Annotated in this window: 12 protein-coding genes; 6 read left to right on the plus strand and 6 right to left on the minus strand. The window is 40.2% G+C overall.

All coding sequences use genetic code 11. The features are described 5' to 3' along the window. Positions 1-350 precede the first annotated feature (350 nt). Positions 351-3,782 (plus strand): hybrid sensor histidine kinase/response regulator, encoded by a 3,432-nt coding sequence (locus tag L2672_RS11870; RefSeq protein ID WP_248996066.1) that lies wholly within the window; start codon positions 351-353, stop codon positions 3,780-3,782. A gap of 79 nt (positions 3,783-3,861) precedes the next feature. Continuing rightward, on the plus strand, positions 3,862-4,710 hold the full coding sequence (locus L2672_RS11875) for a 4'-phosphopantetheinyl transferase family protein (protein WP_248996067.1): 849 nt from the start codon (positions 3,862-3,864) through the stop codon (positions 4,708-4,710). A gap of 880 nt (positions 4,711-5,590) precedes the next feature. Here the strand turns inward: L2672_RS11875 and queF are convergent. Next, positions 5,591-6,445 (minus strand): NADPH-dependent 7-cyano-7-deazaguanine reductase QueF, encoded by an 855-nt coding sequence (gene queF / locus L2672_RS11880; RefSeq protein ID WP_248996068.1) that lies wholly within the window; start codon positions 6,443-6,445, stop codon positions 5,591-5,593. A gap of 54 nt (positions 6,446-6,499) precedes the next feature. Here queF and syd point away from each other — a divergent pair, with 54 nt between their 5' ends. Beyond that, complete coding sequence (gene syd / locus L2672_RS11885; RefSeq protein WP_248996069.1) at positions 6,500-7,150, plus strand: SecY-interacting protein; 651 nt, start codon at positions 6,500-6,502, stop codon at positions 7,148-7,150. Between the two features lie 6 nt (positions 7,151-7,156). Here the strand turns inward: syd and L2672_RS11890 are convergent, their stop codons facing one another. Together L2672_RS11890 and L2672_RS11895 are read right to left on the minus strand one after the other, a co-directional pair. Next, positions 7,157-7,930 carry a Zn-ribbon-containing protein gene (locus L2672_RS11890; RefSeq protein WP_248996070.1) on the minus strand — a complete coding sequence of 258 codons (774 nt, stop codon included), beginning with the start codon at positions 7,928-7,930 and terminating at the stop codon, positions 7,157-7,159. After that, positions 7,930-8,253: a hypothetical protein gene (locus tag L2672_RS11895; protein WP_248996071.1), complete on the minus strand. Its 324-nt coding sequence runs from the start codon at positions 8,251-8,253 to the stop codon at positions 7,930-7,932. Before L2672_RS11895 ends, L2672_RS11890 begins: the two co-directional genes overlap by 1 nt. A gap of 183 nt (positions 8,254-8,436) precedes the next feature. Here L2672_RS11895 and L2672_RS11900 point away from each other — a divergent pair, with 183 nt between their 5' ends. Then, the gene (locus L2672_RS11900) at positions 8,437-8,823 is read left to right on the plus strand and encodes a DUF3192 domain-containing protein (protein WP_248996072.1); all 387 of its coding nucleotides are present in this window, start codon (positions 8,437-8,439) and stop codon (positions 8,821-8,823) included. Between the two features lie 38 nt (positions 8,824-8,861). On the opposite strand, the gene L2672_RS11905 is transcribed toward L2672_RS11900, so the two are convergent. Next, the gene (locus L2672_RS11905) at positions 8,862-9,113 is read right to left on the minus strand and encodes a DUF2789 family protein (protein WP_248996073.1); all 252 of its coding nucleotides are present in this window, start codon (positions 9,111-9,113) and stop codon (positions 8,862-8,864) included. A 143-nt stretch (positions 9,114-9,256) separates the two neighbouring features. Here L2672_RS11905 and L2672_RS11910 point away from each other — a divergent pair, with 143 nt between their 5' ends. Both L2672_RS11910 and L2672_RS11915 read left to right on the plus strand, forming a co-directional pair. After that, positions 9,257-9,883: a GNAT family N-acetyltransferase gene (locus tag L2672_RS11910; protein ID WP_248996074.1), complete on the plus strand. Its 627-nt coding sequence runs from the start codon at positions 9,257-9,259 to the stop codon at positions 9,881-9,883. Between the two features lie 12 nt (positions 9,884-9,895). Next, on the plus strand, positions 9,896-10,207 hold the full coding sequence (locus L2672_RS11915) for an Mpo1-like protein (RefSeq protein WP_248996075.1): 312 nt from the start codon (positions 9,896-9,898) through the stop codon (positions 10,205-10,207). A 653-nt stretch (positions 10,208-10,860) separates the two neighbouring features. Here L2672_RS11915 and L2672_RS11920 read toward each other — a convergent pair. Both L2672_RS11920 and pta read right to left on the minus strand, forming a co-directional pair. Then, positions 10,861-11,298 carry a nuclear transport factor 2 family protein gene (locus L2672_RS11920; protein ID WP_248996076.1) on the minus strand — a complete coding sequence of 146 codons (438 nt, stop codon included), beginning with the start codon at positions 11,296-11,298 and terminating at the stop codon, positions 10,861-10,863. Positions 11,299-11,843: 545 nt separating this feature from the next. Then, positions 11,844-13,997, minus strand: coding sequence for a phosphate acetyltransferase (gene pta, locus L2672_RS11925; RefSeq protein WP_248996077.1), 2,154 nt, complete (start codon positions 13,995-13,997; stop codon positions 11,844-11,846). Positions 13,998-14,004: the final 7 nt, after the last annotated feature.

A 14,004-nucleotide genomic window follows, 5' to 3' on the forward strand; every position in this document is an offset into this window, starting at 1 on the left:
CTTCCCTTTCAATTATTGGCTTGGTGAAAGTATCATCTGCAATAGCTATCAAACTCCATTAGACCTTGGTCTAGTTTAATAAAGTCCTTAATATTGAATCTGTTGCAATTATGAGACACTGTTTATTATTAGTATTAAGTCTTGTTGTTATTTCGATGTTGATGTTATTGAATGTTCCAGCATAATGCCGACAGGGTTTATCTCAACCTATTTATGGGATTGATTGAAATTAATGTCACTTCAGTAAAAATAAATCACAAGGTAAACCTTGCTACACTGAGTTTAATGTAAACAATAATAATAATGAGATCGGATGTCTCATCCACTGATTTAAGGTGATAACGCGCGTTATGAATTTAACTCTTTTTGTGGCAATTATTGCCGTTTGTTATGTGTCACTACTGTTTATTTTGGCGTGGGGGGCTGAACGTTGGTTTGGTAAAATTAGTCAAAAAGCGCAAATATGGATTTATGGTCTTAGCCTTGCGGTTTATTGCTCGTCGTGGAGCTTTTTAGGCACAGTGGGGCAATCGGCTTCTGATTTATGGTCATTTCTGCCCATTTTTGTTGGGCCTATTATCATTTTTACCTTTGGTTTTGGCTTACTGCGCAAAATGGTCGTGGTGTCTAAGGCACAAAATATCACTTCGGTGGCTGACTTTATCGCCGCGCGTTATGGTAAGTCACAATTACTTGCCGCGTTAGTAACCTTGATTGCACTATTTGGTATCATGCCGTACATCGCTTTACAGCTTAAGGCGATGGTGTTTTCGCTAAATTTATTCCAACCCCATGATTCCCCTTTAAATCCGCAAGGCGTACCATTATTAATTACCCTTATTTTAGCCGTGTTTGCCATTTTATTTGGTACTCGAAAACTTGATGCAACAGAGCACAACCCAGGCATGATGGTAGCCATTGCCTTTGAGTCTTTGGTTAAATTAACCGCCTTTTTGCTGGTGGGCATTGTTATTAGTTTTGGTTTTTTTGATGGTTTTGGCGATATTTGGCAACAAGCAGGCGAGCGCAACCTTATTGAGTTTGGCGAAATTAGACTACAAGCATTATTACCTGAGTTAGTAGTAGGCATGGCGGCATTTTTATGTATGCCACGACAATTTCACGTCATGGTGGTTGAGTGCGGTGGCGAGTCGGTTTTGAAAAAAGCTCGCTGGATATTTCCGGTGTATTTGGTGTTATTTGGCTTGTTTGTTGCACCATTAGCCTTAGCTGGCAAAGTGTTACTGGGTGACTCTGTTGCCGCTGATACCTATGTGATTAATCTTCCTTTGGCGCTTGACCAACCTATTTTGGCTGTTATTGCATTATTAGGCACCTTGTCGGCGGCAACCGGAATGGTGATTGTGGCCGTAGTGACCATTAGTGTGATGATCAGTAATGAATGGTTAGTGCCATTAATGTTACGAACGGGACAAATTAAGCAAAAAAACTTTAGTCAATTTTCTCAATTGTTATTAAATGCCAGACGTATTGCCATTGTCATGATTTTGGGATTTGGTTATGTCAGTTATTTGAATTTAGCTGAAAGCGATTCATTATCACATTTAGGCATGTTGTCATTTGGCGCTTTTGCTCAGTTAGCTCCAGCGTTAATTGGCGGCTTATATTGGAAATACGGCAACCGTAATGGGGTGTTTTTAGGCTTAGCCGTTGGCTTTAGTTTGTGGTGTTACATATTGTTTTTTAGCGCCAGCGATGCAGGTACCTTATCGCACTTTGGCGCTAACCAAGGAATATTAGAGTCTATAAAACCTAATGTGAGCGACACTCTGATTGCATTGATGGCAAATATTGTCTGCTATGTATTGGGGTCGTTATGGTTCAGAGCCGGTGTTGCAGAACGAATTCAAGCCAGTAATTTTGTTAAGCCTTGGCTATTAAAACAAAATGAAAATAAGCGCCAAGGGCCTATTTCTCAACAAGATTTACTTATTCTTGCTAGTCGCTTTGTTAGCCCAACTCGGGCTTATGAAAGCTTTAGTCGATTTTCAGCTGAAGCCGTAAAAAGTGATAGCTGGCACAAAGCTGCTCCAAATGAGTTGATCTCTCATACCGAACATATGCTTGCTGGGGTATTAGGTGCCTCAAGTGCTAAATTAGTGATGGACTCAGTGTTACAAGGGCGTGATTTAGCATTAGATGAAGTGTTCAGTTTAGTGGATGAAGCTTCTTCAAAAATCATTTTGAGTCAAGATATGCTTCGCGGTGCAATTGAACATGCTTATGAAGGCATGAGCGTGGTGGATAAAGACTTAAACCTTGTTGCGTGGAATTATAAATATGCCGAGCTATATCAGTATCCTGACGGCTTTTTAAAGCATGGCATGCCTATTAGTGAGGTTGTGCGCTTTAATGCCGCCCGTGGTTTTTGTGGTGAAGGGGATATTGATGAGCAAGTGGAAACCCGTGTGCAACACATGCGAAATGGTACAGCGCATATTTCAGAACGTGAACGCAAAGATGGCAAGGTAATTAAAATTCAAGGAAACCCCATGCCAGATGGTGGTTTTGTGATGACATTTACCGACATTACTCAGTATCGATTACAAGAAAAAGCGTTAAAAGAAGCTAACGAAACCTTAGAAGAACGCGTTAAAGAAAGAACCTATGAACTGGCCATGCTAAATAGCGAGCTGCTTGAAGCTAAAGCGCAAGAAGAATTAGCAAATGCCTCTAAAACGCGTTTTTTAGCCGCAGTGGGTCATGACTTAATGCAGCCCTTAAACGCTGCTAGATTATTTACTGCATCATTATCTCAGTATCCCAATTTAGATTTAGAGGCACAAACCACCATCACTCACGTTAATAGCTCTTTAAAAACGGCCGGTGAGTTATTAACTGATTTATTGGATATTTCAAAACTAGATTCGGGCAAAGTAGACGTTAATCGCCGAGACTTTGCCATTGCTGAAGTGTTAAACGCCTTAGCGGTAGAGTTTGAAGCGATGGCTCAAGATAATCAGATTAAATTCAAATTAATTGAGTCTAAGTTAACCGTTAATTCTGACCCAGCCTTACTGCGTCGAATATTACAAAACTTTTTAACCAATGCGTATCGCTACGCACGGGGTGGCAAAGTGCTTTTAGGATGTAGAAGGCGAGGTCAGTCGATTGAAATTCAAGTATTTGATACTGGCTGTGGTATCAAAGCTGACGACATTAATGAGATTTTTAGAGAGTTTAAACGCTTGAATGATCCTAGTAGCCGTAATGTAAGTGGCTTGGGGTTAGGGTTAGCGATTGCAGATAGGATTAGCAAGGTCTTGAATCATAAAATCGATGTTAAATCGAGTTTAGGTGATGGCTCAATGTTTTCCGTCACAGTGCCTTTAGGACAAACCACGCATAAAGCAGAAGCTAAGTCGAATACTAATCCTGTTCAGCCGCTGGCAGGCATTAAAGTACTGTGTATTGACAACGAAGAGGCAATTTTAGCGGGGTTAGAGTCACTGTTAACCCGCTGGCAATGCGAAGTTATTTGTGCAACCAGTTTGGCTGATGCTCGTATAAAACTGGGCTTGAAAGGTGTTGCCCCTGATATTGTGTTAGCCGATTACCATTTAGATAATGATGAAAATGGGGTTGATGCTATGGATGGCATTCGCTCACGTTATGGCATGCACTTACCTGGAGTATTAATTACGGCCAATACCAATAAACAGTTAATCGAAGATGTTGAGAAGCGTGGTTATCATTACTTAGCCAAAATGATTAAACCCGCGGCACTGAGGGCGCTAATATCCAGTTTAGTGAAGCAATAATGCCAACATTGAAATGATGCAAATTATGGTGGGTGTTTTGATGATAAACTTTAACGCTACTTTACTCAGTGTGTGAATAATGAAAATAACGGCATCAATTTATTTTATACCTTTTAAAGCAAATTTTACTGCGCAAGACTTTGACGCTGGGCTGGCTTTAGGCTGGCTTAATGAGGCTGAGCAACTCAAAGTAGCTAGATATTCACAGCAAAACGCCAAATACAACGCCTTACAAGTCAGGTTAGCATTGCGAGCATTATTATCGACACACGCAGATATCGCACCTCAAGAATGGCAATTTGAATACGGTGATAAAGGTAAACCTCAACTCAGCCAAGCATTGTTTGAACAAAGTGGATTATTGTTTAATTTAAGCCATAGTGGTGACTGGTTATCGGTCGCGATTGTGGATACCCATTTGCAGAATATCAATAACGCAAATAAAGCCTGTTTGGGTATTGATATAGAGCGATGTCGGCGCAATACCAACATTCATACCATTATGAATCATTACTTTACTCCCGATGAAGTAAGCCAACTCGCATTACTGGGTGAAGCTGATCAGCGGCAACGTTTTTTTGATTTATGGGCATTAAAAGAAGCATTTATTAAGGCTACCGGCAAAGGGTTAGCCCAATCTTTAACGTCTTTTGGCTTTTCATTTGCGGCTAATAAGGTATTGAAAGTGGCAGATGAATCTGTGTTAGCGCCTTATGTTGCGTGCGATGATTATGTGCAGTTTCATGCACCTGAAGCCTTGCAGCATCAGCCTTGGCATTTTTTATTTGGTCGGCTTAATACAGAATATCGTTTTAGCCTATGCTGGGGCTTAGAAAGTGAAGATTCGTCAATGCATTCGAAGCCAAAGCAAATTGTGCCAGACTGTAAAGTCGCCACCTTGGAACAGTTAATTTCAGGTGTATTATAAGGCAGTTTGCTAACAGGCGAGAATGAGCCGTTATTAGCTGTAGAAAGCTAATATGAACAAGTCTGAGCTTGAACTGTCAGGTTTGACTAATAGAGCTTGATCAAAGCTGGCAGTCTCATATGTGCCAATTTCGGCTGTTCAGCAGCCGTGTAACTTAAATAAAACTAATAATTTGACGTTCAACCAACTCATTTCTGAACAGAAATGCGTTACAGGAATCCATTTTATAAATTATTTATCTCTGTTCAGGTATAGAAGACCATAGCTTCAATCTAATCAATTGCCTGCCGCAGGCTATCGTGCAAACACGACCGTGACACGCTGCAAGTTCGTCCCTGAAAGCTCGGCCATGACGAATAACATCCATGTTAAACAGCCAGTTCGGCATCCATGCCTCTCGCTCAAAGCGTTTCACACCGTCAAACTTCGCCATGTCATGGTCAAATTTGTTCCAGACAAATTTTGACATTCCCACCATCCATGGCGGTCAGTAGTCACCGCCGCGCTTACACCTGAAATTTTCGCCTCTTCGATTTGCCTTATTTGTATCTAATTAGACGTAAAACTTTCAGATTCAATGTGTATTAAGGGCATCGAGTAAAGTTCGTGAGCTTGGCATGGATGCTAAGCTAGCTTACGTTAGGCCAAGGATGGCCTATCGGAAGCGTTAGAGCTTTTCGACAATGACAGAAGGCAGAACCCAACGAAGTTAAAATCTGGATCAATCCCCATCGAAAATTATGCGCTTTTCAGCATTTTTCGTTTGGGGCAGCAGGGTGATCCAAGAGGGTATTGCTGTTGATACCCTTTTGGCCGGTGCAGGATGGAATCCTGCGATGTTAATCCCAACGGCATGGACAACATGCCGTTGGGGGAAATGTTATTGTCTCGCTAAACGGTGCGACTCTGGTGGGTTTTCAAAATCACTGCGATAAGGGTTTATATCTAAACCACCTCGGCGAGTATATCTTGCGTACACTGTTAATTTAGTGCAACCGCAGTAACGTTTTAAATCCACAAAAATGCGTTCAATACACTGCTCGTGAAACTCGTTGTGTTGTCTAAACGAAATTAAATAGCGTAATAACTTTTCGCGGTCAATTTTAGGGCCTTGATAACGTATCATTACGCTGCCCCAATCGGGCTGTGAAGTAATTAAACAGTTAGACTTCAATAAGTTTGAATTCAGCGTTTCTGCTACATTTTTGTCTTCGGTGCTATCTTGTAAATAATCTGGGTTGAAGTCATAGTTATCGACTTCAATATCTAAATCATCAATACAAGTGCCGGGTAATTCTACTACACGCTCAAAGGTGAAATGTTTTGGTTCAATAATGCTCACGCTAACGTCCCCTTGGGCACAATTAGCGAGGTCTTGAGTTAACCTGTTTTGAACATCTTCAACACTGTCAAATTTGGTCTGATTAAAGCTGTTTAAATAAAGTTTAAACGATTTAGATTCAATTAAATTAACGCTATTAATGTCTAAATGAACTTCAGCCAAAGCGACCATTGGCTTACCTTTACTGTTCAGCCAAGACAGTTCATACGCAGTCCAAATATCAGTGCCATGAAAAGGTAAATCACCGCTTAACGCAATGGCGTCACGGTTTAACTTGCGCGGGACCCCTTGCAGCAATGATGCATCATATTCGGCTTGGTACTCAGTTGATTGGCCTAAGGTTAGGCCCTGAAGTGCAGGAGCATCATTATAAGGATCGTGATTTTGTGTCATCTAATCGGTTTCCATGTCAAAATATCGCTTTATTATAAACTACGAGAAGCACTAGTGTCTTGTTCATCCGCACTTGAAAATTTTATTAGTCGATATTTACACGCTTACCAAGAAGCATTGTCAGAACTCCCTCGGTATTATCCAATGGGTGAAGAGTCGTCATGTATTCAAGGGGAATTTAATGCATTCAGCCCTGACGCGGTTTATTTTAAGCCTTTTAAGCGTAAGGCTTGTGCTGATTTTACTAACGTTGAACATGCGTTAGAAATTAGCTTACATGCTGATATTAATCCGTTTTTTGGTCAGTATTTTAGCGCACCATTGATGTTTACTTCACAGTGGGGTGAGGGTGAGTTACTGCAAGCATGGAATAAGCAAGACTATGAGTATCTTCAACAAAATATGATTGGTCATTTGATGATGAAGAAAAAGCTCAAGCAACCTGCTACCTGGTTTATTGGGGTACTGGGTGATGGCGATCAAATGCTTACCGTTGACAATGAAACCGGCAGTGTTTGGATTGAAATACCGGGCGAGCTTCAACATCAAAAGTTAGCCGATTCGTTAGCTGAATTTTTACAGCTGGTATCGCCACATATTACTCCGCCAGTTAAGCCTGAAATAACTGAAGATACGCATTACCAGCATCCGGGGATCTGGCAACGCATCAAATTAATGTGGCAGTATTTATGGCGCAAAAAATAAACTGACCTATTGATGATCCCATGAAAGGTTAGACACAATTCGGCATGGTTCACACCTAAAGTGGAACATGTCGAGTAGAGGCGTTTCAAGTGCCCAATCAGCGCTGCCACATTTCGGGCACACTCGTGACTTTTCAGCTTGTAAGCTTTCACCACCTACTCGGTATAAATAATAGTAGGTGGGGATTTTAGTTAAATATTCAATCCGGCCCCGTAAATCCCAGCCGCGTCTAAACATGTCACTGTGTACGCTACTTATTTCTTCTAATGCCGCAAATTCAGCTTTAGTTGCCGCCGCCATTTGCAGTTCATCACAGGCTTGCCACTCGCTTTGCCATTTTATCACTCGTTTATGATCACCATTAAATGTTGCGGGTATTTGATATAAGGGGATAGGCAATAAATTGTCGCCATTTCGAAGCGGTGAGCACATATGCACATAGCTGGTGTATAACACTTGCCAGCTCGGGTCGTCAGTATTACTCACTTCAGAATTAATATCTTGGCCAATAAATTTGTCTCTAGGGGCCAGCAGCTTTGCGTCTGTTAACCCTTGAAGGGTTGCTTTGACCCAAGCGCTATTATAACGATTTGCAAGGCTGGTTTTTTCAGGCACCATCAAACGTACTCTAAATTCACCATCATTAAATGCTACTGCAAATTCACGACCAAGAATCTGGCCATTGGCTCTAAGGGCTTCTAAATGAGCATTAATGGCTTTTTCAGCTGCCGAAATCGTGGTGTCAGCAAATGGCTCAAAACGTAATTCAATAACAAACATTATTTGGCCTTTGGGGTCAGTAATTTTTCAAGTTCAGTCACGCGATCAGTTAATGCTTGTATGTGTTGTTGCATAGTTTTTTGGTTAGACAATAGTTCTTCAATAGTCGGCTGTGGTGTGTTGTCAGCGTTTTCAGCATCTAGGTTAACATCTGCAATATTTTTCCATTCAGATTGCGGTATTGCTTTAAATTGCTGTAAGCCTTGGACAATAGCGGGCATAGGCAACTTACCAACACGACTTTTAATTAGTGCAATGGTTGGGGTATGGCCTTTAATTGCAATCGATTTAGCCGCAGCAATAACTTGTTCTATTTGACTCATATGTGGTGAAAACCTTTAAATTTAATAGCGAAATTGGCTAAAAGCAAAATAATTGAATTAAATGTTATTTAAAATCAATAAGGTAAGTGTTGGCATGATTTTAGCTTAATCAAGATAAAATTGCGCATTAAATGATATCGCAGTTTTAGATAATTGAGCACATTCTAACAAAAAGGACATAACATGAAATCAAATTTGCTTGCAGCTGCATTAATTGCGTCTATTTCTTTAGGTTTAACAGGTTGCGTATTAAATGTGGGTGATCATGAATCATCTAAAGGACATAATTATTGGGAAGTACAACAAGAAAAAAATCGAACTAATTTAACCAAGCTTTCGTTAGGAATGAGCCTAGATCAAGTACAGATTATTATGGGAACTTCAGATTTTACAGAGGCGTTTGTGAATCAAGCTAGTGAACAAAGTGCAGCAGAAACGGTAAATGTATTATTTTATCGTACTCAGTGGGCCAAAGGTGACGGTAAAACCACTAAAGATGAATGTACTCCAGTAGTCTTTAGAGACGGTAAATTGATTGGTTGGGGCGATACGGCTTATAAGCAAATATAAGCCTTTAATCTTGCAATACCAAAAGCCTGTTGAAGGAACTATTTGATTCCATCAGTAGGCTTTTTTCGTAGCATAACATTAAGTAAGTCAACGACTTCAGCCCACTGTGCATCTTCTGATAAGGCTTCTTGAATAAATGCTTTTTGGGCATTGTTCCAAAATGACGCCTCGATTAATAAAGTATCTTCAGCTAATTGATGAGTATCAATAAATTCATTGATTGAATCATCGTCGTGCTCTAATCCAAGCTGTTGAAATAGTTGCTGTAAATTATTGTTACTTGTATCCATTTCGTTCTCCTTTCAAAGCTTTTTTAAGTAGTATCAAACACGAGAAAAGAATGCAAAATCAATTTATGCTGACAAGAGTTTGTTTCATTCTTGTTAACTTGATAAGTTAGGTGTGCATATAAAATCATCAAGGGAAAATAACAATGGATAATCAAACCTTGGAACAATATAAAGCAGTATATCTCACTGCAGAAGATTTACGTGTTGCCGCCTCGATAATTTATAACGCTTATCATGATGACCCTTATTTTGTTGAAGTGCTGGGCGCTGATGATGCCAGTGTGTATGAACAAAAATTACGTGCGGCTATTCGTGAAGAGCTCAATACTCTATGGCAACAAGAGCAACCCTTAATAGGCTGGTTTGACGGCGAAAGATTAATTGGAGTGGCTTGTGTTATTACTCACCAAATTCCAGTAGGTCAGTCACGTTACTGGCATTGGCGATTAAAAATGGTTTTAGGTACAGGCTGGAAATCAACCCAAGGATTAATGGAAAAAGAAACCTGCTTACTTTCTCACCTTCCAACAGATAAATGCGGAATTTTGCAGTTTATTGCGCTATCACCAACCGAACAAAATAAAGGCAACGGCGCTAAATTAATTCAGGCGGTATTAAGTTGGTGTGACGAGCAACCACAACTCGATGGGCTAGGCGTATTTGTTAATCATCCTCAGCATCATAAAGTACTTACGCAACAAGGTTTTAAATCAATTGCCAATGTGTCAATTGGCCAAGTTGAAGGCGAAATATTGTTTTATGCCAAATAGGAGGGCACGTTAATGGCTAAAGAATTCAACAGTTTTAAATCATTTTACCCTTTCTATTTATCTCAGCATCAAGATCCGGTGTGCCGTCGACTGCATTACCTTGGCAGCACAATAATTATCATTGTTTTACTGAATACCTTAATTAATCAACAATGGTGGCAACTGTTTTGGCTTCCAGTAATTGGCTATGGTTTTGCTTGGATAGGGCATTTTGTGTTTGAAAAAAATCGACCTGCAACCTTTAAATACCCCTTATATAGTTTGATGGGTGATTGGGTTATGTTCTGGCAAATGTTAACAAGGTTTTTCAAAAAACAATCTTGATCGCCTTATTTGCTCTTAGGCGTGTAAGCTTTTTCCTACAAAAATGTAGGCTATAATCGTTTTCAATGTAGTACAATCCTATTGATATTTTGTTTAAGTTTATTATTTTCAGTGATTTAGTTGTGTAATGTGGTTATTTGTGTGTGTAGGGGGTTTGTAGGTGTACGTTAAATCTATTTTTGTTTTTTGTTGGTGAGGTAAAATGATTCCATCAAGTGTTAAGGTCAGTTTTTAGGATGAAGACTCGGCTGGTAAATGGATTAAACACTTCGATTATCAGTGATGATAAGTTTTCAAGGATGAATGAAGGACACGCCTAAGGAAAAGGGCATAAGCTCGGCAAATGGATAGCCGAAACAAGGATGGGTGTTAATGCAAATTAACACAAGGAATAAAGGACTGGATGCAGGATGCATAGGGACAATTCAACGGAATTGAATTTCAGTAATGGATAACTGAACAAGGGATTGAGCTCAACTTACGTGAGTAAAGGATGGTTGAGAAAATGGATTTAGGAACATACCAGGATGGTATATCGCAAGGATGGAGCAGGGAGCATCAATTTAGCCGGATAGCTAACATAGCGTAAAAAAATAGGCACAACCTTTAGGGGTTGTGCCTTTTTCCTTTTGGCTTATTATCATAAAAAACAACTAGCCGTTAATTTTTCCTTTTTCAGGCAGTACTTCTACAATTATCCACTTTTTACCTTGTTTTTTAAGGCGTAAGGTTCTGTCGTCTACCCAAGGTCTGCCGCCTTTAAGGCCTTCCATTTTGACAATAATGGTGACGTCGTCAGTGAACTTTCTGAAAAAGTCGATATCAATCTCATCAATACTCATGGTGACATCAGTCATTGATAATCCAAGCACATGCCGTTGAACGGAAGAGGCGATATGATAGTGTTCAAGAACTTCACGCATTTCAGGGCTAACGTAGGGTAATGCTTTGCTGACATCTCTGTCGGTATAAATGGCTTTAAAAAAGCTCAAGGTTACGCTTTCTGGAGTTTCAGGCGCAGCGGCTTTTTCTGATATTTTTTCACACCCCATAAGGCATAAAAGACTCACAATGAATAAAACTCGAAACATAATTCAGTGCTTCCTTTCTGATGTTAAGCAGATAACTAATAAGCGATTAAGTTGGTTTGTATTGTACTGACCGTTTATGGGCTTGCTTAAGGGGGAGTATAAAATCCGCCTACCACTTTTGTTACTAGAGTGTTATTAAACCATAAAACCTATAGCAAATTTAACTAGAAACCTATAAAAAACTGAATGTTGTTTAAAATGCGCTCAGTTAAATGAATATTTATTGATGATGTTGATTTAATTGTAGCAATAGCCGAGATAAAGTTGCTATGGTGAATTGGACTTTGATTTTAATTACTTTTTCTATCAACCTTCATGGTCGATAAAATGTTATCCACAGAATCTGTGGACAACTATGTTAATGAATCTGTGGTGGCGCCTTAAGCTTATGTTTTTAAGTGGTATTTTCCCTTGGTTAAAAAATACCGCTTTATCGAGAGGTCTTTCCTTCTATCCATTTTTGCCGTTGTTTAAGAAAGTTTTTGGGCTAAAAAAAAGCACTGCTGATATGCAGTGCTTTTAAATCGATAATCTATCGCTATAACTTAATTAGCTTTAGCATCGTTTTGCGAAGCTTGAATTGCCGTTAATGCGATTGTGTAAACAATATCATCAACCAATGCGCCACGTGACAAGTCATTAACTGGCTTGCGCATACCTTGAAGCATTGGACCTATACTGATTAAGTCTGCACTTCGTTGAACCGCTTTATAGGTTGTATTACCCGTATTAAGGTCTGGGAATACAAACACTGTTGCTTTACCTGCAACTGGGCTGTTTGGTGCTTTAGACTGAGCAACGTTTGGCATTACCGCAGCGTCATACTGTAGTGGGCCGTCAATCACTAAGTCAGGGCGTTTTTCTTTAGCAATACGAGTAGCTTCACGCACCTTATCAACATCAGAACCGGTACCAGAAGTGCCCGTTGAATAACTGATCATCGCAACGCGAGGCTCAATTCCAAAGGCTGAGGCTGATTCAGCTGATTGAATTGCAATATCAGCTAGTTGCTCTGGATTTGGATCTGGGTTAATCGCACAGTCACCGTAAACTAGTACTTGATCTGGCATCAACATAAAGAAGATTGAAGATACTAAGCTAGAACCCGGTGCGGTTTTAATTAACTGCAGTGGCGGACGAATAGTATTTGCAGTAGTGTTGACTGCACCAGATACAATACCGTCTACTTCATCTTCAGCTAACATCATAGTACCGAGTACCATGTTGTCTTCTAATTGCTCTTTTGCTACCACTTCGGTTAAGCCTTTGTGGCGGCGTAAATCTAGCATTGGCTCAACATATTTATCACGTGCTAATGTTGGGTCAATAATTTCTACGCCTTCGCCAAGTACTACATCTTGCTGGGTGGCAATACGTAAAATTTCTTCTTTATTACCTAACAGCACACAGCGTGCAATACCACGTTCAGCACAAATAGCCGCTGCTTTAATGGTACGAGGCTCTTCCCCTTCAGGTAAAACAATTTTCTTACGCGCAGCACGGGCTAGTTCAGTTAACTTGTAACGGAATGCCGGTGGCGATAAACGGTGCTCACGAGTTGAATCTTGAGTCACGCTTTCAATCCAGTTTTGATCAATGTGGCTAGCAACGTACTCTTGTACTTTTTCAACACGCACTGCATCGTCAACGGGTACTTCATGGTCAAAACGTTGAATATTCAACGAAGTTTGCCATGTGTTACTACCAATTAAGAATACAGGTAAGCCGGTTTCAAATGCTTGTTCACATAGCTTCATTATTTCTGGCTCTGGCTCGTATCCACCCGTTAATAATAATGCACCAATTTTGACACCGTTCATGGCGGCTAAACAGGCTGAAACTATTACGTCAGAACGATCACCAGAAGTCACTAATAATGAGTTAGTTTTAATATGGTTAACCATGTTAGGAATTGAGCGAGCACAAAAAGTGACTCGACGCATACGACGAGTGTGCATTTCACCAGCATTAATAATTTTAGCATTTAAATGTTTGGCTAAATCAGATGCACGAGGTGAAATTAAGTCTAAGTTGTACGGTACGCTACCTAAAATGCGCACAGGGCTTTTACCTGGTAACTGGAACATGCCAGCCGTGTCACCCACTTGAATATTGTCTAGGTCGAATACTTCTGATAGATCAGGTCGCGCACGGCCTTCATCATCCGTAGGTGCGCCAATTTTGTTGATTACGGCACCAATAACGCGTTTATTTTTAACGCCACCCCAAGAGTTGTATGCAATCTCTAGACGGTTCATTAAGCCATTTGGTGAGTCGTTACCTGGTGTAGCAATAAATACCACGTCTGCATCTAATGCTTTGGCTATTTCATAGTTGATGTCGTCAGCAAAAGGGTGGCTACGCGTTGGCACTAAACCCTCAATAACGATGGTTTCAGTGTTTGAAGCACACTCAGCGGCACGAGCAATAATTTGCTCCATTAATACGTCAGTTTGTTCTGAACGAATTAATGCTTCAGCATGATCCATATCAAATGGTTCAAGCGGATTAACCGTAGGTGACTTACTTAAAATAGTAGTCGAACGCTCAGGTCCTTTATCGCCTGAACGAATTTGTGCGATAGGCTTAAAGAATTGTACTTTAACGCCTTTGCGCTCTAGTGCGCGAGTCATACCTAAGCTGATTGATGTTAAACCAACACCAATTCCGATAGGGATGAGCATAATATTACGAGACATAATAACC

This window comes from Shewanella gaetbuli, assembly GCF_023284065.1.
GTDB lineage: Bacteria > Pseudomonadota > Gammaproteobacteria > Enterobacterales > Shewanellaceae > Shewanella > Shewanella gaetbuli.

Bases quoted from the DNA above. Each gene is read 5' to 3' on its own strand.
- L2672_RS11920 (WP_248996076.1), bottom strand. From the start codon at position 11,298: ATGTTTCGAGTTTTATTCATTGTGAGTCTTTTATGCCTTATGGGGTGT.
- L2672_RS11910 (WP_248996074.1), top strand. From the start codon at position 9,257: ATGGATAATCAAACCTTGGAACAATATAAAGCAGTATATCTCACTGCA.
- L2672_RS11905 (WP_248996073.1), bottom strand. From the start codon at position 9,113: ATGGATACAAGTAACAATAATTTACAGCAACTATTTCAACAGCTTGGA.
- L2672_RS11895 (WP_248996071.1), bottom strand. From the start codon at position 8,253: ATGAGTCAAATAGAACAAGTTATTGCTGCGGCTAAATCGATTGCAATT.
- queF (WP_248996068.1), bottom strand. From the start codon at position 6,445: ATGACACAAAATCACGATCCTTATAATGATGCTCCTGCACTTCAGGGC.
- L2672_RS11875 (WP_248996067.1), top strand. From the start codon at position 3,862: ATGAAAATAACGGCATCAATTTATTTTATACCTTTTAAAGCAAATTTT.
- pta (WP_248996077.1), bottom strand. From the start codon at position 13,997: ATGTCTCGTAATATTATGCTCATCCCTATCGGAATTGGTGTTGGTTTA.
- L2672_RS11890 (WP_248996070.1), bottom strand. From the start codon at position 7,930: ATGTTTGTTATTGAATTACGTTTTGAGCCATTTGCTGACACCACGATT.
- L2672_RS11915 (WP_248996075.1), top strand. From the start codon at position 9,896: ATGGCTAAAGAATTCAACAGTTTTAAATCATTTTACCCTTTCTATTTA.
- L2672_RS11900 (WP_248996072.1), top strand. From the start codon at position 8,437: ATGAAATCAAATTTGCTTGCAGCTGCATTAATTGCGTCTATTTCTTTA.
- L2672_RS11870 (WP_248996066.1), top strand. From the start codon at position 351: ATGAATTTAACTCTTTTTGTGGCAATTATTGCCGTTTGTTATGTGTCA.